Genomic DNA, 25,023 nt, shown 5'->3' on the forward strand with positions numbered 1-25,023 from the left:
TATAATAACCTCACGAACAGCGAGGCGACCATGAACACGATCAACTGGACACGGAAGGCAGTGAAACAACTCGGCAAGGTCGCCAAGGCTGATCAGTCGAAGATCTACGACGCCGCCCAGGCGCTGGCCAGCATGCCCAACGTCCAGAACGTCAAAGCCCTCGTCCGCCACCAGTACGGCTACCGCCTGCGCGTTGGCAACTACCGTGTCCTGTTCGATTGGGACGGCACCGTCCGAATCGTCAATATCGAAGAGGTGAAAAAGCGCGATGAACACACCTACTAACCTGCAGATCATCAACGGGCCCGACGGGGCCCCGGCGTTCGTCGTCATCCCCTATGCCGACTACGTCGCGAGCCACCCCCGCGAAGACCTGGTGCCGAACGAGGTCGTCGGGCTGATGGTCAAGGAAGGCCTAACCCCTGCCGGCGCCTGGCGCCGTCACCTCGGGCTGTCGCAGCAGGAAGTCGCCGACCGCATCGGCATCAGCCAGCCGGCCTACGCGCAGCAAGAGCAGGCCGCCAAGCCGCGCAAGGCCACCCGCGAGAAGATCGCCGAGGCCTTCGGTATCGCACCGGCGCTGCTCGATCTGTAGATCCTTCGCCCAACAAAAAGCCCCGGCAGTGCCGGGGCTTTTCGTTTAAGCGGTCACCTGTTCCAGCGCCTCCATGAATCTGAGGATGTCCCTCTGGGCTTCCGCCCCCAGGCCCCGGAACAACGCCAGGAACGCTCGTTCCCGCGGGCTCAGCGCTTCCGATTGGCTGGGCGTGGCTGAGGTTTCCGGCTGACCGATTTGCTCCAACATGCTGATACTCCATCACTAGCAACGGGCGCCCCGGCGCCACCTTGGCACCGACCACAACGCCCGGGAGCGCCGCATGCTGTGAGTGGCGGCAGGCGGCGCAAGCCTAACCCTGCCAAGATGTCGCACTTTGCGCGCCGGCAATACTCGTGACGGCAGCTACGACCTATGGTCTGGCTTGAGCGGTTGCAACGTCAGGTAAAGCCCGTTTTCCCCCCAGCCCTGCAGCTGGCCATCGGCCTGGACGATGTAGTACTCGTTGAAACCGTTGTCCGGCTCTTCAAGCCGCAGACCATCGCCCGTTTTCTTGGCGCTGTACTGCTCGGTGTTTTTGCCACCGCTCGGGAAGATGGAGTCGATGAAGTACTTGCCGTCGCGTTTGTAGAGCACCATCACGTGGCCCAGGGCGCCATCTCGCAACCAGTGCCCCAACTGATCGGGATACCCACTCAGATCGACCGCCAACAGCTTCTGGTAATCGTCAGCGCTCAGGCCGATCAACGTGTGCTTGTAGTCCGGGTCGAACGTTGCGCTGGCCCAGTAGTAGCTATCAGCCTGCCCCTCTACCCTGAAACCGATGAAGGTCCTATCAGCCTCGGCGCTGGAGGCGTTGCGGATCGCGCGCGCCGCCTGTTCCAGCTCGGCCTCCAGGACTCGATGTGGCAGCGTCACCTCAATCTTGTGCGGCCGCCCCGGAGAGGCCTCATCCTTGGTGACAGTGAACTGGAGCTGCTCAGGTTTGGCCCCAGGCGCCTGGCCTTGAGTGGCCGGGACGAAAAACCCTAGAGCAAGGCCCAAACCCACAACGCAGATACTCGCGGCTCCCCCGGCGAACGATGCCACCCCATGACGAATCAGCACGTTCCGAGCGGCCATTCTCCGGGCGACCCACCACCACACAGCGCCCCAAGCGCCCAGCCACACAACGATCTCAAATGCCTCGCGCATCGAGCTCCCTCCCCTTCTCGCCGGCCCCCATGGCCAGCGAACAACAATCCATCATCACGATCGGTGAGGTGAAGCTCACCGATCGTGGAAACTCAGTCGTTTTTTTTGTCGTCGGCGCGGCCGGCCAGGGCTGCGAGCGCCGTTGTCAGGCGCGCGACTGATGCCTTGTCGGCATCGGGCAATGCACGGTACTGACTGAGGACGAGCGCTTCGTCCTCGGAGAGGCCTTGCGCATCGCGAGGAGTGCGGAGACCGGTCAGCACGTAGTGAGCGTCACTACCTATCGCCTCAAGCGCGCTGACGTAGCGCAGATCGGGCGTGCTGGACTCCAACTCATATGCCTTCTGGGTTCCTCGGCTGACGCCCGCCTTCACGCCGAAATCAGTCTGGCTCAGACCGAGTTTCTCCCGCTCCTCGCGGATTCGTTCCCCTACACCAGGAGCAATGAGCATTTTTTTATTCAATCCAGTTGACTTGAACAGAAAACTGCTCAAGAATCCTCGCCAGCAAACACGAATGAACACGGACGAACACTATGCCAACCCTGCTCACACCCGAGCAAGCCCGCGCGGCCCTTGACCGCGAGGGCAAGAGCATCGCGATGTTTTCGCGGGAGAACCGGTTGAACAAAAATCTGGTCAGCGACCTGCTGAACGGCCGCAAGAAAGGGCTCCGCGGCGAGGCTCACCGCGCCGCGGTACTGCTCGGCATCAAAGACGGCGTGGTCAACGAAGCGCCGCCCCGTGGGCGCCGCAAGACCGACGCCGAAGCAGTGGTCGCAAATTAATGGCAATGGCCCAGTCGAGAAACCAGAACATGAAGCGCAGCACTCTTGAAACCCGCCGCCAAGTCGTAAGCGCCGTCATCTGCGCCTACCCCGGCGGCCGTGACTGCGCCGCGCCGCGGTTGGGCCTGCCGCTGAAGAAGTTCGACAACCACGCCTACGAAAACGCGGGCATGCGGCCCCTGACCGACGAGCAGCTTCACCTGCTCGAGCAGGACGCCGGCACCCACCACCTGCCGGACTACGTCTGCGGCCTCTACGGCGGCGTGTTCGTGCCGCTGGCCGACCCGGCCACCACGGACAACCTGGACCTGTACAGCCGCACGCTGGACGTGTCGGCGAAGCGCGGCATGGTCGATTCGATCATCGAAATGGCCCTGAAAGACGGCGTCATCAGCAGCATTGAAATTCGGCAGATCCTCTCGGCCCACCGCGCCTACGTGGCCGCGCGGCACGAAGAGGTCGCCGCCGTGATCATCCTGCACCAGGAATAACCCGGGCAGGCGGAAACGCAGTAGGCGCACGACGCGCCGCAACTTTACCGGCCACGGCCGGGCCGCGACTGGCGGCGGGGAGACAGATGAGCACTTACAAACTGGTGTGCCCGGCTTGCCGCGGGCGCATGCGGATTCGTACATCCGAGGGGCAGACGCCCTGTTTTCGTTCGACCTACTACCAGTGCACGAACGTAGCCTGCGGCGCCACCTACAGCGGCTCGGTAACCATCGATTTTCAACTTAGCCCGTCCGGCCTCACACAGCCGCTGATGGTGCTTCCGGTCGCCCCGTCGATCGAGCGGATGAAGGCGCTGCGCCTGGCGCGTAGCGACGATCAGCAGCTGGATCTGCTGGACCACATTTCACAACAGGGAGTACTCACCGCATGAACGTCGCACCCCTTCCACTCGAGCTGTCAAACGACTACCGCACCGCCATGCAGTTCGCCGCCGTGGCCTACCTGCAACGCAACGACGCGCTGCACCTTGCCGGCGAGCAGCTGATGGCGAGCTGCGTGCAGTACCTGGTCACCTCCCTGGGCGTGCCGCAGTTCATGGTGCAACGCATCGCGGACTTGGCCGTTGCCGAGTTCGAAGCCCGGCAGCTGGCGCCCAGCATCGACAGCCCCACGCTGCTGCAGGTGGCCTGGGTCGGTATCGACTTCGCGTCCGCGCCGGACGTAGCCGTACTGATCGATACCCGCACCGGCGATCGCTATTCCGTGCCCGCCCGCCTGCTGCCCAGCCGCCTCACCAGCCGCCCGCAACCCGTCAACTGACCCCCTAAACCGCCAGCCCCACAGCCGTGGGTTTGGGTGAACTGCGCCCGAAAACCGGGAGGAAGCCATGCAAACAGCCGTTTCCATAAAGCTCGACATGCCGCAATCCGTCGCCGAAGCACTGCTCGCGAACCTGCGCCACGGCCTGCACCTGGCGCTAACCGAGCACTGGTACGACGACCGCTATCGCACGGTGCCGGAGCAGCTGCGCAGCCAGCGAATTCTGGACGACCACCCGGCTCTGGCGGGCCACAAACGCACCATCGGCGCGCTGAAAGCCGCCCTGACCCTTCCTTCGACCGGTAGTACGAAATGAACGGAGCCACCCCCACACCTGGTGCGATCGCCGAGCCCGAAGCCAGCACCCTGCTGCTGTCGCTGGCCACCACCAGCCCGATGCTTTTCAGCCTGATGAACCAGTACGCCGCGTGCCCGTCACGCGGCATGCGGAACCTCTACGTCTGGCGCATCCACGGCTACCTCTCGGCGCTGCTGGAGCTGGGCCGCATCACCGGCGAGCAATACGCAGCGATCGCAACTCACGAGTGCCTGGCACGCGCTGCAGGGCTGGACAACGCCGATGCGTAACGCCATGGACCAGCAGATCCGCGCCGACGTGCTGCAGCGGCTGGAATCCGACTACAGCCTCAAGCGCCGCACCGGCACCACTTTCATGCGCGGCGGCGTCTGCCCCGCCTGCGGGAAAAAGGAGCTGTACAGCAGCTACGAACAGCCCTGGTTCATCAAGTGCGGCCGCGAGAGCAAGTGCGGCCAGCAGTGGCATGTGAAGGAGCTGTATCCGGACCTGTTCGACGACTGGAGCAAGCGCGCGCCGGCCACCGAGCAGCAACCCACTGCCAGCGCCCGCGCATACCTGGAGTTCGCCCGGGGCTTCCGCCTCGAGCTGCTCGAGGGCTGGTTCACCCAGGAACACTACTTCGACCGTGTGCTGAACATCGGCAGCGCCACCGTGCGCTTCGAGCTGGAACACGGCGGCTACTGGGAACGGCTGATCGACCAGCCGCACCGCTTCGGCAAGCAGAAGGCGCGCTTTAAACCCGGGGCCTCCTACCGCGGCTGGTGGTGGTGCCCGCCAAGCGTCGACCTGCTGGCGGCGCAGGAAGTCTGGATCGTCGAGGGCATCTTCGACGCCCTCGCCTTGCTACACCACGGCATCACCGCCGTTTCCGCGATGAGCAGCAACGCCTTCCCCGAGCAGGCCCTGCTGGAGCTGGGCAAGGCGCGCGGCGGCAAGTTGCCGAAGCTGGTCTGGGCCCTGGACAACGAGCCCGGAGCGCACCGCTACACGCGGCGCTGGGTGCAGCAGGCACGGAAGCTGGGCTTCACCTGCGAGGCCGCGCAGATCCCGCAGCGCGACGGTCGCAAGGTCGACTGGAACGATCTGCACCAGCGCTGGCAGTTCATCGACGACGCGGAGAAGCGCGCCGATCGCATCGAAGCCGACCTCCACGAAGCGCGGCACCGCGGGGCGCTGCTGATCGCCGAGAGCGCCAGTGAAAAGGCGTTGCTGATGTACCAGTGGAAGGAGCGCGAGGAGTTCCACTTCGGCTTCGACTCGCGCCTGTACTGGTGGAAGTTGGACATCGAGAAATTCAACAAGGCCATGCAGGCGCTGGAGAGCAGCGACAACGAGGACGAGAAGCTGCTGAACGATCGCGCCCTTCGGGAGAAGGCGCTGCGCATGTCCGGCTGCGTCGTCGAAATCGCAAACTGCTACCCCCAGGCGCTCTACTTCCAGGCCAACACCGTCACCGACGAGAGCTGGTACTACTTCCGCGTGGACTTCCCCCACGGCGGCGCCAGCGTGAAGAACACCTTCACCGGCGGCCAGGTCGCGGCGGCAAGCGAGTTCAAGAAGCGCCTACTGGGCATGGCCGCCGGCGCCGTGTTCACCGGCAGCGGCCAGCAGCTCGACAAGATCCTGAAAGACCAGCTCTACGCCATCAAAACCGTGCAGACGATCGACTTCGTCGGCTACAGCAAGGAGTTCCGCTGCTACGTGTTCGGCGACGTAGCCATCAAGGATGGCGCCATCGTCAGCGTTAACGAAGAGGACTACTTCGAGTTCGGCCAGCTGCGCCTGAAAACCCTGCAGAAGGGCGTGCCGGTGCGCATCGACCAGCAGGGCAAAGGCTACGACAACGAGTGGCTCGCCCTGCTCTGGACCTGCTTCCGCGCCCAGGGCGTGGTGGCGCTGGCCTTCTGGTTCGGTTCGCTGTTCGCCGAGCAGATCCGCGCCAAGTACCAGTCGTTCCCCTTCCTCGAAGCCACCGGCGAGGCCGGCGCCGGCAAGACCACGCTGCTCAACCTGCTCTGGAAGCTGCTCGGCCGCAGCGGCTACGAGGGCTTCGACCCGTCCAAGTCCACCAAGGCCGGGCGCTCGCGCCTGATGGGCCAGGTGTCCGCCATGCCGGTGGTGCTGCTGGAGTCCGACCGTAGCGGCGGCGACGACAAGGCCCACGCGAAAACCTTCGACTGGGACGAACTGAAGGACTACTTCGGCGGCGGCACGCTGGCCACCAAGGGCGTGAAAACCGCGGGCAACGAGACCTACGAACCGCCCTTCCGCGGCACCATCGCCATCAGCCAGAACGCCCCGGTGGTCGCCTCCGAGGCGATCATGACGCGGATCTGCAAGCTGCACTTCGTGCGCCCCAACGTCACCCCGGAAAGCCGCACCGCCGCCGACCGCCTCACCGCGCTGGACGGCGACACCCTCAGCCACTTCCTGCTGCGGGCGCTGAAGGCCGAAGCCGAGGTGCTCAAGCAGTTCGACGAGCGCGTGCCGAGCCACGAAGCGCGCCTGCGCCGCCTGCACAGCCACTGCATCGCCTGCGATGCCCAGTACCCGAAGACGGCCAGCGAGAACGACGCCTGCCCGGCCTGCGGCAACACCCTGCGCGGCTACATCCGCGTGGAGCGGATCATCAAGAACCACGCTCAGCTGCTGGCCCTGCTCGACGGCCTGCGCCTGGTGGCGCCGCTCAGCGACGCCCAGGTCAGCGCCACGATGCGCTGCATCATCGAAATGGCCCTGGAGCGCCAGGCGGCCATCAGCGCCGACCACCCGGTGGTGGCCGAATTCTGGGAAGTCTTCGACTACCTGGAAGGCCTCGACGCGGAAGGCCCGGTGGTGAACCACAGCAAGAAAGACGGGCTGATCGCCATCAACCTCAACGAATTCGCCGAGCGCGCCGCCGAGCACCGCCAGCGCCTGGCCGACGTGCCCGAGCTGCGCGAGCGCTTGAAGGAAAGCCGCAGCCGCAAATTCCTCGAGACCAACCGCGCCGTCGACTCCGCCGTGCGCACTCACCAGGCCATGCGCCACAACAACACCGTCACCAAGTCGGCGACGGTCAAGTGCTGGATGTTCAAAGCGTAGGGCTGCAACCCACGCCACACACCGCCAGCTGCAACCGGCACACCCATGAAAGGAGAGAACCATGCAGATCGATGACAACGCAGGACACGGAATGGCGGGAGGGCTGGTGGCAACGCTGGCCGCGCTGCTGGTGATCACGATGGCGGGCGCCTCAATGCCCGACCTGATCATCTGGCTGGCCCGCTGAAGGCCTGAAGAAGACGGTGCCAGGGCGCTGCAACGCCCCGGCACCTACCACCCCTGAAAGGAGAGAACCATGCAAGCTCAAACCCCCAACGGCAGCGGCGCCGAGGCTACCACGAACACAAACTTTTCCCTCGAAGCGTGGGAAGGCCTGATGCGCGGACGCGCCTTGCCAGGTGACATTTTGGACGGCCAAACGCTCGGCAATTACCTCCATAGGAAATTTCAGGCGTTGATCGATGAAAACGAGCGGTTGAAGAACGCGCTGATGGGGAGCAACTGACATGGCCCACTTCTACAAGTCCTCGGCCTCGGAAACGGTCGCCACCCTCCTCGATCTGGCATTCGCGAAAGAAACGCACCGCGCGGCGCTCGACCGGCTGGGCAACCTGTTCGGCGGCAAGGTAGCCGGGATGCACGACCTGGACTCGCATTTCGCCGGCGGCGTGCGCCTACCCTCCAGCGACGAACTGACGATTCATTGGTGCCAGCCGGACGACTATGGCTATCAGCGCCTGCGCAACTCCCCCAAGCTGCCCAAGGGCATGCCGAAGGAGGAACGCACCGCCTACCGCGAAGAACATCAACGCCTGCTGACCCTTTGGCGCGAGAACTGCCCTCCGCGCCTGAGCGTGCATCGCTACTGGGAGCGCCTCGGCGTCAACACCGGCAACCTGCTGCTGTGCGGCGGTGTGATGTTCGAGCAAGGCGGGGTCGCCTACTTTCACCTCGGATTTCAGATCGACCAGCTCGAACATGAAGCGAACCGCGCCGCCGGCAAGCCATCGTCCGGCTGGATCGAAGGCGCCGTCGAAATCGTGTTCAGCGAATACGAGAAAGCCCGCGCAGCCAAGAACGAGGAGGTGTCCCGTGGCTGACACCCTCACATGGAACAACCAGAAACCCACCCTCCCCGGCGCCTACTACGTCCGCGGCTTCCGCCTGGGCGAATGCCACTCCCGCCATGCCCTGGTAGAGGTGGCCACCGTCGCCAGCGGCGAGCTGGTCTGCAACATCAACGAGAGCAACATCAACGACGACCTGCGCGACTGGCCGTTCGTTGCCGACCTTGCCGACCGCTTCGAGTGGTGCGGGCCGCTGGTCGAAGCCCAGCCGGCAGCGATCCTGCCGAAAGCCATCGCCGAGCAGGTTCGGGAGGTGTTCGAGGTTCACCACAACCCGGTTGCCGAGGCGATCGACTACTTCGAGGCGCTGCTGCTCAGCTTCATGGAGGCGACCCCCGCGGCACCTGCCCTGGACTTGGGCACGCCGCTGCCGTGCGAGGTGAAGCTGCCCGGCGGCATGACCATCGGCAAAGGCTGCACGCTATCGACGCTGCTGCTCGCCCTGCGCAACCGCGGCGATGACATGCCCTGGCGCCAGCGATTCGGCGTCCCGGTGCCCTTTGACCCCCGGCTGATGAACCTGCGCAACGATCTGCTCGCCAAGCAGGCCGCGTGCGAAGGCGGTGCTCAATGACCCGCACCCGCCCGACCATGGCCAGCAAGGCACTGGACCTGCCGAACATCTGCGACGTATGCGGCAAGGCCCGCGCCACCCGCAAGCACCGCGCCTGCAGTCGTATCCGCCAGCAGCGCAAGAACCTGGAGTGGGCGGCCTTCATGGCCGAGCGCGCCGCCGTCCGCGAAGCGAAGGAGCGCCGTTATGTCCGTTGAGCCCGTCATCATCAGCGTCCGCGAGTACACCGGCACCTATATCGCGAAGGCACCGAGCCTCAAGCCAACCGCAAGTTGCACGGCCGGCCCGCGCCACGCCGCCGAGGCTCTGGTGAAAAAGCTCGGTCTTGCACCGGGCTTGATCCAGGAACAGTCCCGCGAGGGACTGGCCTACGGTTGCTCGCGCTTCGCCCACCCCGGCGAGCTGGCAACCAACACCAGCGACAAAGCCCATTGTCCAAACTGCGGCATCTGCCATACCCGCGAGGAAACCTGCATCGAAGCCACGGCTCGCGTTGGAGGTGCCGCTTGAAAGCGCTGAGCATTCGCCAGCCCTGGGCTTGGCTGATCGTTCGCCCTGACCTGACCGCCCCCGCTGAACGCGCTGCGGCGCTGGCCGCCGGCCACATCAAGGACATCGAGAACCGCAGCTGGCCGACTCACTTCCGTGGGCGCGTGCTGATCCACGCGGGCAAAGGCATGACCGGCGCCGAGTACACCGACGCCTATCACTTCGCACTCGAGGTTGGCATCAAGCTGCCTCTGTTCAACGAGCTGGAGCGCGGCGGCATCGTCGGTATCGCTACCATCACCGGCTGCAGCGACGACAGTCTCTCGCCCTGGTTCTTCGGCAAATTCGGGTTCGACCTGGTCGACGCCAAACCGCTGCCCTTCCTGCCCTGCAAAGGGCAGTTGGGGTTCTTCCAGGTTGATTATCGGGAGGTTCCAGCATGAGCGCCCTTCGCCAAGGCGACATCTTCGCCGCCGGCGCCGAGCGCCTGCAGATGACGGACAGCATCGAGCTAACGATCCAGTCGCTGCAGGCCTATGGTGCCGACCATCCTCACTGGGGCATTGCCTGGTCGGGCGGAAAGGATTCCAGCGCCACCCTGAGCCTGATCATGTGGCTCATTGACACTGGCAAGATTCCGGCACCGCAGACCCTGACTGTGTTCTATGCGGACACCCGCCAGGAACTGCCACCGCTGGCGATCGCTGCTCAGCAGATCATGGACGAGCTTGAGGAACGTGGCGTGCGCGTCGAAGTGGTCACCGCGCCGCTCGACAAGCGCTTCATGGTCTACATCCTTGGGCGTGGCGTTCCGCCGCCGAACAACAACACGCTCCGCTGGTGTACTCGGCAGATCAAGATCGATCCGATGACCGCAGCACTGGAGCAGCGCCTCCGCGAGCTGGACGGCAACGTCCTGATGATCACCGGTGTCCGCCAGGGCGAAAGCGCGATCCGCGACAAGCGCATTGAGATGTCGTGCGGGAAGGACGGTGCTGAATGCGGCCAAGGCTGGTACCAGAAGGTGCTGCCGGAGGCCAAAGGTCTGAAAGGTCGGCTCGCAACACTGGCGCCGCTTCTGCATTGGCGTGTCTGCCACGTATGGGAATGGCTCAAGCACTGGGCGCCGCTGGCAGAGTTCGGCGATTGGTCGACGGTTACCATCGCCGATGCCTATGGCGGCGACGAGGCGGAGGAAATCAACGCGCGTACCGGCTGTACCGGCTGCCCACTGGCGAGTGAGGACAAGGCGCTAGATACCATCCTGCTCAACCCCACCTGGTCCTACTTGGAGCCCATGAAACGCATCAAGCCGCTTTGGCGAGAGCTGCGCGAGCCGCGTCATCGGCTGCGCAAGGCGGGCGTCGAGCGCCTGAAGGATGGCAGCATCGCTGCCAACCCGCAGCGCATGGGCCCGATTCTGCTGGAGTCGCGTCTCATGGCATTGGAGCAACTACTCACGATCCAGGCGGAAATCAACAACGCAGCGAAGCGGCTCGGCCGGCCCCAGGTGGACATGATCAACACCGAGGAAGAGGCTCGCATCCGAGAGCTGATCGCCGCAGAGACCTGGCCTGATGGTTGGAACGGCGACGAGCCCATCGCCACCACTCCCCTCGACAAAGTGTTTGAAGACGGCAGCGTGCAGCCCCTTCTGTTCCTGGAGGTGCCCGATGTCTGATCTCTTCTTCCTACAGGACAGCCGCAGCAAGGTCGGCAGCCGGGCAATGTTCTGGCGTGCCGGCGGCGGCTACACCTCGAACCTCGACGAGGTCGTTGCTGTTGAGGTGGCCCATGGCTGAATGTCGCTTCTGCGCCGGCAGCTGCTGCCCGGCCTGCGCCCACACCGGGCAGGAAGGTATCCCGCACCAGGTGGGCATGCTGCTGGACTTCCGCGGCGATGGCCCGGCCGTGCCGCTCGACGAAGCCCTTCACCAGGCCAAGCTACTCAGCCTGGCCGACTGGCACACGCCGATCGGCGTCTGGGCCGATCCGGCGGGGGCCAACGAACTGGTCGAGATCTGGTATCAGGGTCGTTCATTCACGGCCCCAACCTAACCAGAACCGCATCCGTTGAATTCTCGGCCCGTCAGCGGGCCGTTTTTTTTGGCCGCATATAGAGTGATCGCTCCAGCAGGAGGAGCAACGATGGCAGATGGAATTGAGGTGCGGGGCAACAGTGTGCGGGTGTACTTCCGGTATCAAGGCGAGCTGTGTCGAGAGGCCATACCCGGGGACGCAACGCCTGAGAACCTCCAGAACGCAGAGCGCCTGGTCGGCATCATCAACTACGAAATCAAGGCGGGCACCTTCAGCTATGCCCGGCATTTTCCTGACTCGCCGAGGCTGAAGGCCAACACACTGGGGCACTACATCGATCTGTGGCTGGAGATCAAAAGGAACGAGCTCGCCCCCTCTGGCTTTCGGACCTACAAGAGCAAAGCCGAAACGCATATCCGCCCGATGTGGGGGCACCGCCAGGCGGACCAGATCGACCACCTCGACCTGCAGGCGTGGGTTCAGAAGGTGCTGATGCCGAAGCTCCACAACAAGACGGTGCGCGAGATCGTCAGCTACCTGCGGCAGGTCTACACGCTCTATCGCACCCGGAACAAGTCGGCTCACGACCCGACTGAGGGCATTTCCATCAGGCTGCCCGACGCCGACGAGGTGGACCCATTCACCAGGGAGGAAATCAAGGCGATCCTGAGCACGGCCTCGCCCCGCATCCAGGAGCTGAACCTCGCTCGGTTCATGCTGTGGGCAGGCCCGCGCGTCTCGGAGGCGATTTCGCTGGCCTGGGAGGATGTCGACCTGAAGGCCGGCACCGTTCGGTTTCGACGTAGCCAGGTGCGTGGCGATTACAAAGTGACGAAAACCCGCCGATCAACGCGCGAAGTGCGCTTGCTCCAGCCGGCGTTGGAAGCCCTGAAAGCCCAGGTGGTACACACGGAGAAGGCGAAGCCTGTCGAAGTTGAAGTGCTCGATCGCGACAACAAGACGAAGAAGCAGCAGCGGCTGCGGTTCGTCTTTCACTGCACCACTACGAGCGCGGCGCACACCAGCTCGGACATGCTGCTGAAGGGGTTCTGGCGCCATCACCTGGCGAATGCCGAGGTGCGGTACCGCGGGCCGAACAATTGCCGGCACACTTACGCCAGCCAGCTGCTCAGCACAGGCGCTGTGCCGCTCGACTGGATTGCGGATCAGATGGGGCATACGTCGACGGCCATGATCTGGCGGCACTACGGCAAATGGATCAACCAGGACGGTCCAGACATGATTGGCATCCTCGAGCACGCGCTAAAGCTCTAATCCGCCCCTCAGAAACGACAAAAGGCAGCCCATTTCGGAGCTGCCTTTTTTGTTCCCGTTCCCAAAGTGTTCCCAAATCGCTCCCATCCGGGCCGCGCCAGAACTTTTTCCCTTTGAAAACAGCACGTTACATGGTGCGGACGGAGAGACTCGAACTCTCACACCTTGCGGCGCCAGAACCTAAATCTGGTGTGTCTACCAATTCCACCACGTCCGCATGACGCTGAAACGAAAACGCCAGGTACTGGACCTGGCGCTTTCTCGAATATGGGGTGGACGATGGGAATCGAACCCACGACACCAGGAGCCACAATCCTGTGCTCTACCAACTGAGCTACGCCCACCATATTACGTTTGCCTGTGCCTGAGCGGCCAAATGGCGCACCCGGCAGGACTCGAACCTGCGACCATCCGCTTAGAAGGCGGATGCTCTATCCAACTGAGCTACGGGCGCTTAATCATCTGCATTCGAAAGCGAAGCGCGGACTTAAAAGCGTTGGCATCAAGGGACGAATTCTACCCTTTTTTCCATCTTACCCAGCGGCTGGCTGTGCTCGACAAGCGGGGCGAATCTTATAGAGAGCCCTGCAACACGTCAACACTCGGATCGAAAAAATATTCAGGTATTTAAAGAGCTTACGGGGAAACGCCAATCAGCCGACTTTGCCCGCCCGCGACGCCATGCGAGAATGCGCGTCCTTTTTCAATCCTTCCCGATGGTTAACCAAGCGCAATGACTGCACAACTGATCGACGGCAAAGCGATCGCCGCCAGCCTCCGCCTGCAGATCGCCCAACGTGTCGCCGAGCGGCGTCTCCAGGGCCTTCGTGCACCTGGACTGGCGGTGATTCTGGTGGGTAGCGACCCGGCGTCCCAGGTCTACGTTTCGCACAAGCGCAAGGACTGCGAGGAGGTCGGCTTCGACTCCCGCGCCTTCGACCTGCCCGCCGAAACCAGCCAGGAAGAACTGCTGGGTCTGATCGACAGCCTCAATGAGAACCCGGAGATCGACGGCATCCTCGTGCAACTGCCGTTGCCGGCGCACCTGGATGCATCGCTGCTGCTCGAGCGCATCAGCCCGGACAAGGACGTCGATGGCTTCCACCCTTACAATATCGGCCGCCTGGCGCAGCGCATGCCGATGCTTCGCCCGTGCACGCCGAAAGGCATCATCACCCTCCTCGCCAGCACCGGGGTCGATCTCTACGGGCTCAACGCCGTGGTGGTAGGCGCGTCCAACATCGTTGGCCGACCGATGGCCCTGGAGTTGTTACTGGCCGGCTGCACCGTCACCGTCACCCATCGCTTCACCAAGGACCTGGCAGCGCACGTCGCCAATGCCGATCTGCTGGTGGTGGCGGTCGGCAAGCCGGGGCTGGTCAAGGGCGAGTGGATCAAGCCGGGCGCCATCGTCGTCGACGTCGGCATCAACCGCCAGGAAGACGGCAAGCTGGTCGGCGACGTGGAGTACCAACCGGCGCTGCAACGCGCCAGCTGGATCACCCCGGTTCCCGGCGGCGTCGGCCCGATGACCCGCGCCTGCCTGCTGGAGAACACCCTGTACGCCGCCGAGCATCTGCACGCCTGAGGTTCGCGACGCCGCAACGGAACGAAGGGCACCCTTGGGTGCCCTTCTTCATTTCCGACCAGTCGTTCGCTGCTCCAGCAGCCGCGCCGCGCCCCTGGGCTTGTCGGTGAACCAGATCACCCGGCTCACGCCACGGGTTATCGCCACGTAGGCCAGGCGCAGGCTCTCATCCTGCATCGCCTGGTCGTAGCTGTTGCGGAAGAAGCCGGAGTGCCGGTAGAGCGCATTACGCAGCGGGTGCGCCGGGACGCTGGCACCGTCGTCGAGGATGATCGCCACTTCGGCCTGCAGCCCCTTGGCGCGGTGGATCGTGTAGGTCTTCACCGGCAATCGTTCGTCCAGCTCGGCCTGAATTGCCCGCAGAGGCTCGTTGCGCCGACTGAGGACCAGCACGGCGTTGCGCTCCGCACCGGGTCGGCCGAGGGCGTGCTCGCACTGGGCCGTGATCTCCCGCATCAGCCTTGGCAGGTGTCGCCTGATATCGAAGCCGCGCTCCAGCCGCACGCCGTGATCGCCCGGCTGCTCGTGCCTGAAGGCGCGGCTGAGCTTGGCCTGCTTCACCTCGACCCCGGCGAGCACCGCCTCGCCGTCGCGGATCACCGGTTCGATGGAGCGGTAGTTGGTTTCCAGCAGCAACAGCGTGCTCTTGCGCGAGCGCCCGCGGCTGGGGAAGTGGCGATCGAAGTCCATGAACAGCTCCGGAGAACTGCCGCGCCAGCCGTAGATGGATTGCCAGTCGTCGCCGATCGCCATCAGGCTGACGGCGCCGCCCTCGCCCGCCAGGCGTCGGTGTACCGCCTGTAGCCACTGCACGATTTGCGGCGAAATATCCTGGAATTCGTCGATCAGCAGATGCCGCAGCGGTTCCAACGCGCCATCCGGAGGAAGCGTCGGCAACCTGTCGGTGAGCGCCTGGAAGGCGCCATCGAACGTCATCAACCCACGTTCGCTCAACTCGCTGGCGAAGGTTCGCCAGAACATCACCAGCGCTTCAATGAACAGGCGCTCTGCGGCCGGGCACGCCAGCGTCTTCGGCTCCAACCGGTCGATAAGGACGCCAATGCTCTGGATGAACCCGGCCTGCTGGTAGAAAACCTCGAACAGCGGCGCGGCGGAGAACTCGCCGGCCAGTTGATAGGCGTCCAGAGGTGCCTTCATGGGCTCGCCAGGCCTGGGTTCAGGCATGCCCAGGAGCCGATGCACGGCGTCACGGAACGCGAGCTGCTCGGTGTAGCAGCGCTGGTAGGCCTGCCGGAGCAAGGCGGTCTGCGCAGGCTTCAGGCGCGAGGCGGTCAGCGGGTTGTCCGGCTCGGCGTCGGCGCCGCGCTCGGCCAGTTGCTCGAACCAGCAGGGCGCACCCAGGTGTTCGCGCGCCAGCACGGCCATCGCCGAATGAAAGGTCCGCACGCACCTGCGCGCCAGGGCGGCGTCGAAGGGAAACTCCCAGAACGCCAGGACGCGGCCGAGTTGCTCGCGCAGTTGCGCGCAGGACGCGCTGGTGAAGGAAATAACCGTGAGGCTGCCCGGGTCGATGCGCAGGTGGCAAAGCATGAACACCACGCGCAGCACCAGCGTCGTGGATTTCCCCGAGCCGGCGCCGGCGAATACACGCGTCGCTGCCCCACGCGAGAGGATCATCGCCCACTGCTCGTCCGACGGAGCGCTGATCACACCGGCGCTGACGGCCTGGCTCACCCGTTCGCGCATCGCGGCGACCTGAGCGGCCTCAAGGGGCATAGGGCTGGCGGAATAGATCCCGGCGGGCGCGGGTTTGCCGCCAGCGGTCTTGCCGGCGCTGCGCTTCCTGGTCGTTGCGCTGTTCTTTCGCGCGGCACGCTTCTGCGCCACCGGAGCAGCGACAGGCTCGGCATTGAGGTAGGCGGTGGTACGGGGAAAATAGCGCGCCAGCGCGCTGGAAATCACCAGTTTGTAGCGTTTTACGGCAGACAGCATTCGGTAGTTCCAACCGCTTCGTGTGGCATATCGGCCAAGGGTAAGCCCCGGCGCGGATCGAAGGGGCCATCGGCCGGCATGGCACCATCGAAAATGAAAAAGGCCGCTGAGCGGCCCTTTCCGAGGTCGCTTCGGTTATTCAGCCAGACGCCAGGTGGTGCCGCCCTTGCCATCCTCCAGGACCACGCCCATGGCGCCGAGCTGGTCGCGGATGCGGTCCGATTCGGCCCAGTTCTTGTCGGCACGCGCGCGCAGGCGCGCGGCGATCAGCGCCTCGACCTCGGCGGCATCGACCTTGCCCTCGGCGCCAGCCTGCAGGAAGGCGTCCGCCTCCAGCTGCAATACACCCAGCACCTTCGCCAGCTCTTTCAGCCGCGCGGCCAGCCCGGCGGCGGCCGGCAGGTCGGTGTCACGCAGGCGGTTGACCTCGCGCACCATGTCGAACAGCACCGCGCAGGCTTCCGGCGAGTTGAAATCGTCGTTCATCGCCGTGGCGAAACGCTCGACGAATGCCTCGCCGCCGGCCGGCTCAGCCTGCGGCAGGCCCTTGAGCGCGTGATAGAAGCGCTCCAGCGCGCCCCTGGCTTCCTTCAGGCTGTCTTCGGAATAGTTGATCGGGCTGCGGTAATGGCTGGAAACCAGCAGGTATCGCACTACCTCCGGGTGGTACTTCTCCAGCACCTCGCGGATGGTGAAGAAGTTGCCCAGCGACTTGGACATCTTCTCGCCGTCCACGCGCACCGCACCGGCGTGCATCCAGGATGCCGCGTAGAGCTTGCCGGTGGCCGCCTCGCTCTGCGCGATCTCGTTCTCGTGGTGCGGGAACACCAGGTCCGGGCCGCCGCCGTGGATGTCGAAGGTCTCGCCCAGGCAGCAGGTCGACATCACCGAGCACTCGATATGCCAGCCGGGCCGACCGGCGCCCCACGGCGATTCCCAGCTCGGCTCGCCCGGCTTGGCGCCTTTCCAGAGGACGAAATCCAGCGGGTCCTGCTTGGATTCGTCGACCTCGATACGCGCGCCGACGCGCAGGTCCTCGATCTTCTTGCGCGACAGCTTGCCGTAGCCGACGAACTTGCCGACCCGGTAATAGACGTCGCCGTTGCCCGGCGCGTAGGCAAAACCCTTGTCGATCAGGGTCTGGATCATCGCGTGCATACCGGCGATGTGGCCGGTGGCACGGGGCTCCTGATCGGGACGCAGCACAGCGAGGCGGGCCTCGTCCTCGTGCATCGCGGCGATCATGCGCTCGGTCAGCGCCTCGAAGGATTCGCCGTTCTCCTGCGCGCGACGGATGATCTTGTCGTCGATGTCGGTGATGTTGCGCACGTAGTTCAGCTCGTAGCCGGAATGGCGCAGCCAGCGGGCAATCACGTCGAAGGCCACCATCACACGGGCGTGGCCGATGTGGCAGAAGTCGTACACGGTCATCCCGCAGACATACATGCGCACCTGGTTGCCCAGCAGCGGCTTGAAGGGTTCCTTGGTCTTGCTCAGGGTGTTGTAGATCGAAAGCATGGTCCATGTCCTGAAAAAACGGGCCACATCGCGTGGCCCGTTTCGAGTTCGACGACGTGTTACAGAAAGATCAGCCCTGGCCCCAGGAATCGCGCAGCGTCACCGTGCGGTTGAACACCGGCTGGCCGGGGCGCGAGTCCTTGAGGTCGGCGCAGAAGTAGCCTTCGCGCTCGAACTGGAAGCGCTCTTCCGGCTCGGCCCGGGCCAGCGACGGCTCGGCGCGACAACCGGTGAGCACCACCAGCGACTCCGGGTTGATGTTGTCGAGGAAGCTGGCGCCCTCCTCGGCCTTCTCCGGGTTGGCGGAGCGGAACAGGCGGTCGTACAGGCGCACTTCGCACTCGACGCTCTCGGCGGCCGGCACCCAGTGGATCACGCCTTTGACCTTGCGGCCCTCGGGGTTCTTGCCCAGGGTGTTTTCGTCGTAGGAGCAGCGCAGCTCGACGATGTTGCCGTCGGCGTCCTTGATTGCCTCGTCGGCGCGGATCACGTAGCTGCCGCGCAGGCGCACTTCGCCACCGGGAATCAGGCGCTTGTAGCCGGCCGGCGGGACTTCCTCGAAGTCGCTGGCGTCGATGTAGATCTCGCGGCCGAACGGCAGCACGCGCACGCCCATGTCCTGCTTCGGATGGCGCGCCAGCTCGAGGTTCTCCACCTGGCCTTCGGGATAGTTGGTGATCACCACCTTCAGCGGTTTGAGCACGCACATGGCGCGCGCGGCGTTGGCGTCCAGGTCCTCACGGATGGCGAACTCGAGCATGCCGATGTCGACCACGCCACCGGCGCGGTTGACGCCGATCATGTCGCAGAAGGTGCGGATCGAGGCCGGCGTGTAGCCACGGCGGCGGAAACCCGAGAGCGTCGACATGCGCGGGTCGTCCCAGCCCTGGACGTGCTTCTCGTCCACCAGCTGCTTGAGCTTGCGCTTGCTGGTGATGGTGTAGTTCAGGTTGAGCCGGGCGAACTCGTACTGGCGCGGCTGTGCGGGCACCGGCAGGTTGACCAGGAACCACTCGTACAGCGGACGGTGATCTTCGAATTCCAGGGTGCAGATCGAGTGGGTCACGCCCTCGATGGCATCCGACTGACCATGGGTGAAGTCGTAGCTCGGGTAGATGCACCACTTGTCACCGGTCTGGTGATGATGCGCATGGCGAATACGGTAGAGGATCGGGTCGCGCAGGTTCATGTTCGGCGAGGCCATGTCGATCTTCGCCCGCAGCGCACGTGCGCCATCGGGGAATTCGCCGGCCTTCATGCGCGCGAACAAATCCAGGTTCTCGGCCACCGAGCGGTCGCGGAACGGGCTGTTGCGACCCGCTTCGGTCAGCGTGCCGCGGTACTCGCGCGCTTCCTCCGGAGACAGGTCGTCGACGTAGGCCTTGCCGGCCTCGATCAGCTGGATCGCCCAGGCGTGCAACTGATCGAAATAGTTGGAGGCGTAGCGCACCTCGCCGGACCATTCGAAGCCCAGCCACTTCACGTCGCTTTCGATGGCGTCGATGTATTCCTGGTCTTCCTTGGCCGGGTTGGTGTCATCGAAACGCAGGTGGCAGTCGCCGCCGAACTCCTTGGCCAGGCCGAAGTTCAGGCAGATCGACTTGGCGTGGCCGATGTGCAGGTAACCGTTGGGCTCCGGGGGAAAGCGCGTGATGATCTTCGCGTGCTTGCCGGCGTCGAGGTCGGCCTGAACAATCGGGCGGAGAAAGTTGCTGGCGGTGGGAGTCTCTGGCTTGCTCATAGGGTCCTTGATCTTATGGTCCGTTGACGTTTCATCGCGATGGAACGTCAACGGCCTCTTCGGGTGCGCCGCGCAGGGTAGGCCGGCCAAATCAAAGCCCGTATGATAGCGAACCCGTCAACCCCCTGACAGCCGCAAAGCGGACGTGCTCGTTGATAGTGGATCGAAGGGCCGCTGCCGCCCCGCTCCGCCTTCGGCCCACCCGAATTCAACGCCCCGTCCTTTGCCAGACAAGAGTGAATTCCCATGATCAAGTTGCACACCAACCACGGCGTCATCACGCTGAACCTGTTCGAAGACAAGGCCCCGGAAACCGTGGCCAACTTCAAGGAATACGTGAAGGCCGGTCACTACGACAACACCGTGTTCCACCGTGTCATCGGCAACTTCATGATCCAGGGCGGCGGTTTCGAGCCGGGCATGAAGCAGAAGGCCACCCGCGCCACCATCAAGAACGAAGCCAACAACGGTCTCTCCAACAAGACCGGCACCGTAGCCATGGCACGCACCATGGAGCCGCACTCGGCCTCCGCGCAGTTCTTTATCAACGTTGCCGACAACACCTTCCTCGACCACAGCGCGCCGACCGTTCAGGGCTGGGGTTACGCGGTGTTCGGTGAAGTCGCCGAAGGCATGGACGTGGTCGAGAAGATCAAGGGCGTGTCCACCACCATGAAGTCCGGTCACCAGGACGTCCCGGTGGACGACGTGATCATCGAGAAAGCCGAAATCGTCGAGTGATCCCTTGATCCTGCTGATCTCCGATCTGCACCTCGAAGAACAACGCCCGGACATCACCCGGGCGTTTCTGTTTTTCCTGCAGGATCGCGCCGCACACGCCGATGCGCTGTACATCCTCGGCGACTTCTTCGAGGCCTGGATCGGCGACGACGCCATGACCCCCTTCCAGCACCGGATTGCCGGAGCCCTGCGCCAGCTGAGCGACGGCGGCACGCATATCTACCTGATGCACGGCAATCGCGACTTCATGATCGGCAAGGCCTTCTGTCGCGAAGCCGGCTGCACGTTGCTCGCCGACCCGAGCGTGGTCGAGCTGCAGGGCGAGCGCGTGCTGCTGATGCACGGCGACAGCCTGTGCACCCGCGACGTCGCCTACATGCGCCTGCGCCGCTGGCTGCGCAACCCGCTGGTGCTGCTCATTCTGCGCAATCTGACGCTGGCCACCCGGCACAGGCTCGGTCGCAAGCTGCGCAAGGAAAGCCGCATGCAGACCCGGCAGAAAGCCGCGGACATCGTCGACGTCACCCCGGATGAGGTGCTCCGGCTGATGCACGAACATGGCGTGCAGCGGCTGATCCACGGCCACACCCATCGCCCCTCACGGCATCCACTGCAGGTCGACGGCCAGCCGGCCGAACGCATCGTGCTCGGCGACTGGGATGCCCAGGGCTGGGCGCTGCAGATCGACGCCGAAGGCTATCGCCTCGACGCCTTCCCGCTCGGCTGATCAGTAGACGTCGCGCAGGTAGCGCTTCTGCTCCGCCAGGCCTCGGATGAATGCCGCGGCACGCTCTTCGTCCAACCCGCCGTGATCGCGCGCCACCTCGCGCAGGGCGGCGTCGACATCCCTGGCCATGCGGCTGGCATCGCCACACAGGTACAGGCTCGCGCCCTCCTCCAGCCAGCGCCACAGCTCCGCGCCGTTCTCGCGGATGCGTTCCTGCACGTAGATCTTCCGCGCCTGGTCACGGGAAAACGCCAGGCTCAGGCGCGTGAGAAGGCCATCGCGCTGCATCTCCTGCAGTTCGTCGCGGTAGTAGAAGTCCGATGCCTCGTGCTGTTCACCGAAGAACAGCCAGTTGCGCCCCTTATCACCGCGCATCCGCCGCTCCTGGAGAAAGGCGCGGAACGGCGCTACGCCGGTGCCGGGACCGATCATCACCATCGGCGCATCGCCATCGGCCGGCGGCCGGAAATGCTTCGAGCGCTGCACGAACACCGGGACTTCGCCGCCCTGCGCGCGGTCAGCGAGGAAGGTCGACGCCACGCCCTTGCGCTTGCCGTAGCGCACGGTCGATACGGTCAGGTGGACTTCGTCGGGGTGCGCCTTGGGGCTGGAAGCGATGGAATACAGCCGCGGCTGCAGCCGTTTCAGGCTGCCGAGCAACTCCTCGGCGGCGTAGCGGGCGGGAAACGCCTGCAGCACGTCGGCCAGTTGCCGGTTCCATAGCCAGCCGCCCAGATCGGCCCGGCGATCGCCCAGCAGCGCCTTCAGTTCGTCGCTGTGGCTGCGCTCGGCGATCAGCGCCAGGGCTTCCTGGCTCGGCCTGGCGATCTCGAAATGACTGCTCAACGCCTCGCGCAGCGGTAAATCGCCGACCCGCGCGACATTCACGAGTTGCTCGCCGTCCAGCTTAGCCAGGGAAAGCACTTCCTCGACCAGCGCCGGGCAGTTCTTCGGCCATACGCCGAGCGCATCGCCGGCCTGGTAACCCAAGCCCGACTCGCCCAGACCGAGCGCGAACAGGCGGGTTTCCTTGCCGGAGCCTTCGCCGTTGAGCTTCAGGTTGACCAGCAGCTCGGCACCCAGCGGGCGCTCCTTGCTGATCGCCTCTGCCGGTTCGGGCCTGGCGACAACGGAGGCGCCGCCAGCCGAAGGCATCGCCGCCGCGCCGCCGTGCAGCATGGGCAGCAGTTCTTCCAGCCAGGCGCCGGCGGCCTCATCGAAATCGCTGTCGCAGGTCAGGCAAGCGCGCAGCGGCGTGGCGCCGAGTTCGGCCAGGCGGCGGTCGAGGTTCCTGCCGTGCTGGCAGAACCGTTCGTAGCTGGAGTCGCCCAGCGCCAGCACCGCATACCGCAGGTTTTCCAGGCTCGCCGATGCGGCGCGCAGGCCTTCCCAGAAGCGCTGCCCGTTGTCCGGGGCATCGCCGTCGCCGAAGGTGCTGCTGAGCATCAGCACCGTGCTGGTTTCCGCCAGTCGCTGGGCCGGGAAGTCACTCATGCAGTGCGACGCCACGCCCAGCCCGGCCTCGCCCAGGCGCGCGGCAAAGCGTTCGGCCAGTGCTTCCGCGTTGCCGGTCTGCGAGGCCCAGAGCAGCGTGACCTGCGGCAGCGCCGGAGCCTGCCTGGCGGGAGCCGGCGAATGGCGACTGAACAGGCCGGCGAGCATGCCGTCCAGCCAAAGGCGCGTATCGACCGCCAACGGCGCCTGGGCCGGCAGGCTCGGCACGCCGACACCCTCGGCGGAGCGCAGGCCGCTGATGAAGCCGGACAGGTAAATCCGCTCGCTTTCAGTGAGCACCGGCGGCGCGTAGCTGGCGTCGCCGAGCCGCGCGGCGAAGGCTTCCACCGGCGCCGTCACCTCGCTCTGCGGCGTCGGGGTGCCGAGAAATCGGTGTTCGATCAGCTCGACCTTGCTCAGCGCCACGGCGCTGAACTTGAATTCGGGCTGCAAGGAAATCGGGTCAACGGCGCTGCTGGTCACGGCATTGATTGCCAGCCCCTCACCCTGCGCGTCGTTCCAATGGAACGGCGCGAAGCAGTTGCCGGGCAGCACGCGCTCGCTGACCACCACCGGCAGCACCGCCGCACCGCGCCGAGAACGGATCTGCAAGCGATCCCCCTCAGCCACGCCCAGCCGCCCGGCGTCCTCGGGGTGGATTTCCACGAAAGGGCCGGGGTTGAGCTTGTTCAAGGTGGCGACCTTACCGGTCTTGGTCAGCGTGTGCCACTGGTGCTGCACGCGCCCGGTGTTGAGCACGATGGGAAAATCGTCGTCGGGCATTTCCGCGGGGCTCATGTACGGCCTTGCGAAGAACCGCGCCTTGCCGCTCGGCGTGGCAAACGCCAGCCGGGGCAGGCTGCCGTCCTCGCGCCGGTGCAGGCGCTGGCTGATGCCGTCGTTCAGGTAGCGCCGCGGATGGCGCTCATGCCCGCCTTCCGGCGAGCACGGCCATTGCTGCGGCGCCTGGCCGAGGCTGGCGTGGCTGACGCCGCGAATGTCGTAGCCGGTCGCCGGATTGTGGAAGCGCCTGATCTCCTCGAACACCTCGCTGGCGGAGGCGTAGCTGAACGCCTCGGCGTAGCCCATGGCGCATGCCACGCGGGCGATCAACTGCCAGTCCGCGATAGCCTCGCCAGGGGGCTCGACGGCCCGTGGCGCCAGGCTGAGGGTGCGCTCGGAGTTGATCATCACGCCGTCGGCCTCGGCCCAGAGCGCGCCGGGCAGAAGGATGTCGGCGTAGCGGTTGGTTTCGCCGTCGAGAAAGGCGTCCTGGACGATTACCAGTTCGGCGGCCTGCAAGCCCGCGATCACCGTCTCGCGGTTGGCGACGCTGGCCACCGGATTGGTGCAGATGATCCAGCAGGCCTTCACCTTGCCAGCGCGCATGTCCTCGAACAGCGCCACGGTGCCGCCGCCGGTCTCGTCGCGCAGGGTGCCGCGCGGCACGCCCCAGGCGTCCTCGACGAACGCGCGGTCTTCCTCGATCAGCACCGAGCGTTGTCCCGGCAGGCCGGGCCCCATGTAGCCCATCTCCCGTCCACCCATGGCGTTGGGTTGCCCGGTGAGGGAAAACGGCCCGCTGCCCGGCCGGCAGAGGGCGCCGGTGGCCAGGTGCAGGTTGCACAGCGCATTGGTGTGCCAGGTGCCGTGGGTGCTCTGGTTCAGGCCCATGGTCCACAGGCTCATCCATTCGCCGGCTTCGCCGATCCACTGCGCCGCCTGGCGGATGTCCGCCTCGGCCAGCCCTGTCAGCGTGGCGACGTGCGCCGGCGTGTAGTGTTCGAGAAACGCCGGCAGCGCCTCCCAGCCTTCCGTGAACGCGGCGATGAAGCCTTCATCGCACTGGCCGTTCTTCCACAGCAGGTGCAGCAGGCCATTGAGCAGCGCCAGATCGGTGCCGGGACGGATCTGCAGGAACAGGTCGGCCTTGTCCGCCGTGGGGCTGCGCCGCGGATCGACGACGATCAGCCGGGCCCCGGCCTTGCGCCGGTCGAGCAGGCGCAGGAACAGGATTGGGTGACAGTCCGCCATATTCGCGCCGATCACGAAGAACAGGTCGGCATGCTCGAAGTCCTCGTAGGAACCGGGCGGCGCATCCGAACCCAGCGACAGCTTGTAGCCGCTGCCGGCGCTGGCCATGCACAGCCGCGAGTTGGACTCGATGTTGTTGGTGCGCCAGAAGCCCTTGGCCAGCTTGTTGGCCAGGTACTGCGCCTCCAGCGACATCTGCCCGGAGACATACAGCGCCAGCGCGTCGGGGCCATGGCTATCGAGAATGCCGCGCAGGCGCGACGCGGCTGCCTGGATGGCCTCCTCCAGGCCAACCTGCGCCGGCTGCTGCGGGCGCTCGCTGCGCAGGTAGGCATGCTGCAGGCGGCCGGGCGCGGTGATCGGCTGCGCGCAGGTGGTGCCCTTGGTGCACAGACGGCCGAAGTTGCTCGGATGCTGCCTGTCGCCGCTGACCTTGAGTACGCGGTTGTCCTCCACCTGCATGAGGATGCCGCAGCCCACGCCGCAATAAGGACACACACTCCTGACCGTGTTGCTCGCCATACCCGGACCTCGAATCACAGAAACAAA

Annotated in this window: 30 protein-coding genes and 3 tRNA genes; 23 read left to right on the forward strand and 10 right to left on the reverse strand. The window is 65.0% G+C overall.

Translation table 11 applies throughout. From position 1 onward, the window contains the following. Positions 1-30 precede the first annotated feature (30 nt). Together QMX85_RS02080 and QMX85_RS02085 are read left to right on the forward strand one after the other, a co-directional pair. Positions 31-285: a type II toxin-antitoxin system RelE/ParE family toxin gene (locus QMX85_RS02080; RefSeq protein WP_282338515.1), complete on the forward strand. Its 255-nt coding sequence runs from the start codon at positions 31-33 to the stop codon at positions 283-285. Then, positions 269-595, forward strand: coding sequence for a helix-turn-helix transcriptional regulator (locus QMX85_RS02085; protein WP_282338516.1), 327 nt, complete (start codon positions 269-271; stop codon positions 593-595). Before QMX85_RS02080 ends, QMX85_RS02085 begins: the two co-directional genes overlap by 17 nt. Positions 596-640: 45 nt before the next feature. Here the strand turns inward: QMX85_RS02085 and QMX85_RS02090 are convergent, their stop codons facing one another. The 3 genes from QMX85_RS02090 to QMX85_RS02100 all read right to left on the reverse strand — a co-directional run bounded on the left by QMX85_RS02090 (position 641) and on the right by QMX85_RS02100 (position 2,202). Further along, positions 641-805 (reverse strand): hypothetical protein, encoded by a 165-nt coding sequence (locus QMX85_RS02090; RefSeq protein ID WP_282338517.1) that lies wholly within the window; start codon positions 803-805, stop codon positions 641-643. 156 nt (positions 806-961) lie between these two features. Continuing rightward, complete coding sequence (locus QMX85_RS02095; RefSeq protein ID WP_282338518.1) at positions 962-1,750, reverse strand: zinc ribbon domain-containing protein; 789 nt, start codon at positions 1,748-1,750, stop codon at positions 962-964. Between the two features lie 92 nt (positions 1,751-1,842). Further along, positions 1,843-2,202, reverse strand: a complete 360-nt coding sequence (locus QMX85_RS02100) for a helix-turn-helix transcriptional regulator (RefSeq protein ID WP_282338585.1) — start codon at positions 2,200-2,202, stop codon at positions 1,843-1,845. Between the two features lie 83 nt (positions 2,203-2,285). Between QMX85_RS02100 and QMX85_RS02105 the strand changes: the two genes are divergently transcribed. The 18 genes from QMX85_RS02105 (at position 2,286) to QMX85_RS02190 (ending at position 12,678) form a co-directional block, all read left to right on the forward strand. Continuing rightward, positions 2,286-2,537 carry a DNA-binding protein gene (locus QMX85_RS02105; RefSeq protein ID WP_348775225.1) on the forward strand — a complete coding sequence of 84 codons (252 nt, stop codon included), beginning with the start codon at positions 2,286-2,288 and terminating at the stop codon, positions 2,535-2,537. A gap of 29 nt (positions 2,538-2,566) precedes the next feature. After that, positions 2,567-3,028 carry a YmfL family putative regulatory protein gene (locus QMX85_RS02110; RefSeq protein WP_282338519.1) on the forward strand — a complete coding sequence of 154 codons (462 nt, stop codon included), beginning with the start codon at positions 2,567-2,569 and terminating at the stop codon, positions 3,026-3,028. An 86-nt stretch (positions 3,029-3,114) separates the two neighbouring features. Beyond that, on the forward strand, positions 3,115-3,420 hold the full coding sequence (locus QMX85_RS02115) for an ogr/Delta-like zinc finger family protein (RefSeq protein ID WP_282338520.1): 306 nt from the start codon (positions 3,115-3,117) through the stop codon (positions 3,418-3,420). Continuing rightward, on the forward strand, positions 3,417-3,809 hold the full coding sequence (locus QMX85_RS02120; RefSeq protein ID WP_282338521.1) for a hypothetical protein: 393 nt from the start codon (positions 3,417-3,419) through the stop codon (positions 3,807-3,809). The genes QMX85_RS02115 and QMX85_RS02120 overlap by 4 nt, the downstream gene beginning before the upstream one ends. 67 nt (positions 3,810-3,876) lie before the next feature. Next, entirely contained in the window at positions 3,877-4,125 is a 249-nt protein-coding gene (locus tag QMX85_RS02125; RefSeq protein WP_282338522.1) for a hypothetical protein, read from the forward strand. Beyond that, positions 4,122-4,397, forward strand: a complete 276-nt coding sequence (locus QMX85_RS02130; protein ID WP_282338523.1) for a hypothetical protein — start codon at positions 4,122-4,124, stop codon at positions 4,395-4,397. Before QMX85_RS02125 ends, QMX85_RS02130 begins: the two co-directional genes overlap by 4 nt. Beyond that, the gene (locus tag QMX85_RS02135; RefSeq protein WP_282338524.1) at positions 4,390-7,212 is read left to right on the forward strand and encodes a toprim domain-containing protein; all 2,823 of its coding nucleotides are present in this window, start codon (positions 4,390-4,392) and stop codon (positions 7,210-7,212) included. The genes QMX85_RS02130 and QMX85_RS02135 overlap by 8 nt, the downstream gene beginning before the upstream one ends. 61 nt (positions 7,213-7,273) lie before the next feature. Beyond that, positions 7,274-7,399 (forward strand): hypothetical protein, encoded by a 126-nt coding sequence (locus QMX85_RS02140; protein ID WP_282338525.1) that lies wholly within the window; start codon positions 7,274-7,276, stop codon positions 7,397-7,399. A 69-nt stretch (positions 7,400-7,468) separates the two neighbouring features. Next, on the forward strand, positions 7,469-7,678 hold the full coding sequence (locus QMX85_RS02145; RefSeq protein WP_282338526.1) for a hypothetical protein: 210 nt from the start codon (positions 7,469-7,471) through the stop codon (positions 7,676-7,678). A 1-nt stretch (position 7,679) separates the two neighbouring features. Beyond that, positions 7,680-8,273: a hypothetical protein gene (locus QMX85_RS02150; RefSeq protein WP_282338527.1), complete on the forward strand. Its 594-nt coding sequence runs from the start codon at positions 7,680-7,682 to the stop codon at positions 8,271-8,273. After that, on the forward strand, positions 8,266-8,874 hold the full coding sequence (locus QMX85_RS02155) for a hypothetical protein (protein WP_282338528.1): 609 nt from the start codon (positions 8,266-8,268) through the stop codon (positions 8,872-8,874). Before QMX85_RS02150 ends, QMX85_RS02155 begins: the two co-directional genes overlap by 8 nt. After that, positions 8,871-9,071 (forward strand): hypothetical protein, encoded by a 201-nt coding sequence (locus QMX85_RS02160; protein WP_282338529.1) that lies wholly within the window; start codon positions 8,871-8,873, stop codon positions 9,069-9,071. The genes QMX85_RS02155 and QMX85_RS02160 overlap by 4 nt, the downstream gene beginning before the upstream one ends. After that, positions 9,061-9,384, forward strand: a complete 324-nt coding sequence (locus QMX85_RS02165) for a hypothetical protein (RefSeq protein ID WP_282338530.1) — start codon at positions 9,061-9,063, stop codon at positions 9,382-9,384. The genes QMX85_RS02160 and QMX85_RS02165 overlap by 11 nt, the downstream gene beginning before the upstream one ends. After that, entirely contained in the window at positions 9,381-9,806 is a 426-nt protein-coding gene (locus QMX85_RS02170) for an ASCH domain-containing protein (RefSeq protein WP_282338531.1), read from the forward strand. The genes QMX85_RS02165 and QMX85_RS02170 overlap by 4 nt, the downstream gene beginning before the upstream one ends. Then, positions 9,803-11,044, forward strand: a complete 1,242-nt coding sequence (locus QMX85_RS02175; protein WP_282338532.1) for a phosphoadenosine phosphosulfate reductase family protein — start codon at positions 9,803-9,805, stop codon at positions 11,042-11,044. Before QMX85_RS02170 ends, QMX85_RS02175 begins: the two co-directional genes overlap by 4 nt. Next, positions 11,037-11,165, forward strand: coding sequence for a hypothetical protein (locus QMX85_RS02180; protein WP_282338586.1), 129 nt, complete (start codon positions 11,037-11,039; stop codon positions 11,163-11,165). Before QMX85_RS02175 ends, QMX85_RS02180 begins: the two co-directional genes overlap by 8 nt. After that, positions 11,158-11,421: a hypothetical protein gene (locus tag QMX85_RS02185; RefSeq protein WP_282338533.1), complete on the forward strand. Its 264-nt coding sequence runs from the start codon at positions 11,158-11,160 to the stop codon at positions 11,419-11,421. The genes QMX85_RS02180 and QMX85_RS02185 overlap by 8 nt, the downstream gene beginning before the upstream one ends. A 90-nt stretch (positions 11,422-11,511) precedes the next feature. Continuing rightward, the gene (locus QMX85_RS02190; protein WP_282338534.1) at positions 11,512-12,678 is read left to right on the forward strand and encodes a DUF3596 domain-containing protein; all 1,167 of its coding nucleotides are present in this window, start codon (positions 11,512-11,514) and stop codon (positions 12,676-12,678) included. 132 nt (positions 12,679-12,810) lie between these two features. Here the strand turns inward: QMX85_RS02190 and QMX85_RS02195 are convergent. The 3 genes from QMX85_RS02195 to QMX85_RS02205 form a co-directional block, all read right to left on the reverse strand. After that, a tRNA-Leu gene (locus QMX85_RS02195) sits at positions 12,811-12,895 on the reverse strand. A gap of 51 nt (positions 12,896-12,946) precedes the next feature. Beyond that, a tRNA-His gene (locus tag QMX85_RS02200) sits at positions 12,947-13,022 on the reverse strand. A gap of 33 nt (positions 13,023-13,055) precedes the next feature. After that, a tRNA-Arg gene (locus QMX85_RS02205) sits at positions 13,056-13,132 on the reverse strand. 279 nt (positions 13,133-13,411) lie between these two features. Here QMX85_RS02205 and folD point away from each other — a divergent pair. After that, positions 13,412-14,266 carry a bifunctional methylenetetrahydrofolate dehydrogenase/methenyltetrahydrofolate cyclohydrolase FolD gene (gene folD / locus QMX85_RS02210; RefSeq protein ID WP_282338535.1) on the forward strand — a complete coding sequence of 285 codons (855 nt, stop codon included), beginning with the start codon at positions 13,412-13,414 and terminating at the stop codon, positions 14,264-14,266. 48 nt (positions 14,267-14,314) lie between these two features. Here folD and QMX85_RS02215 read toward each other — a convergent pair whose 3' ends face one another. The 3 genes from QMX85_RS02215 to QMX85_RS02225 all read right to left on the reverse strand — a co-directional run bounded on the left by QMX85_RS02215 (position 14,315) and on the right by QMX85_RS02225 (position 19,478). Beyond that, positions 14,315-16,219: a DEAD/DEAH box helicase gene (locus tag QMX85_RS02215; RefSeq protein ID WP_282338536.1), complete on the reverse strand. Its 1,905-nt coding sequence runs from the start codon at positions 16,217-16,219 to the stop codon at positions 14,315-14,317. A 135-nt stretch (positions 16,220-16,354) separates the two neighbouring features. Beyond that, complete coding sequence (gene cysS, locus QMX85_RS02220) at positions 16,355-17,737, reverse strand: cysteine--tRNA ligase (RefSeq protein WP_282338537.1); 1,383 nt, start codon at positions 17,735-17,737, stop codon at positions 16,355-16,357. Positions 17,738-17,807: 70 nt separating this feature from the next. Next, positions 17,808-19,478, reverse strand: coding sequence for a glutamine--tRNA ligase/YqeY domain fusion protein (locus QMX85_RS02225; RefSeq protein ID WP_282338538.1), 1,671 nt, complete (start codon positions 19,476-19,478; stop codon positions 17,808-17,810). Positions 19,479-19,724: 246 nt separating this feature from the next. Between QMX85_RS02225 and QMX85_RS02230 the strand changes: the two genes are divergently transcribed. Then, positions 19,725-20,219 (forward strand): peptidylprolyl isomerase, encoded by a 495-nt coding sequence (locus QMX85_RS02230; RefSeq protein WP_090230649.1) that lies wholly within the window; start codon positions 19,725-19,727, stop codon positions 20,217-20,219. A gap of 4 nt (positions 20,220-20,223) precedes the next feature. Further along, positions 20,224-20,946, forward strand: coding sequence for a UDP-2,3-diacylglucosamine diphosphatase (gene lpxH, locus QMX85_RS02235; protein WP_282338539.1), 723 nt, complete (start codon positions 20,224-20,226; stop codon positions 20,944-20,946). Here lpxH and QMX85_RS02240 read toward each other — a convergent pair whose 3' ends face one another. Then, a complete protein-coding gene (locus QMX85_RS02240) occupies positions 20,947-24,996 on the reverse strand; it encodes a bifunctional nitrate reductase/sulfite reductase flavoprotein subunit alpha (RefSeq protein WP_282338540.1) in 4,050 nt (1,349 codons plus the stop codon). Positions 24,997-25,023: the final 27 nt, after the last annotated feature.

It is taken from the genome of Pseudomonas sp. PS02288, from assembly GCF_029959715.1.
Lineage (GTDB): Bacteria > Pseudomonadota > Gammaproteobacteria > Pseudomonadales > Pseudomonadaceae > Pseudomonas_O > Pseudomonas_O kuykendallii.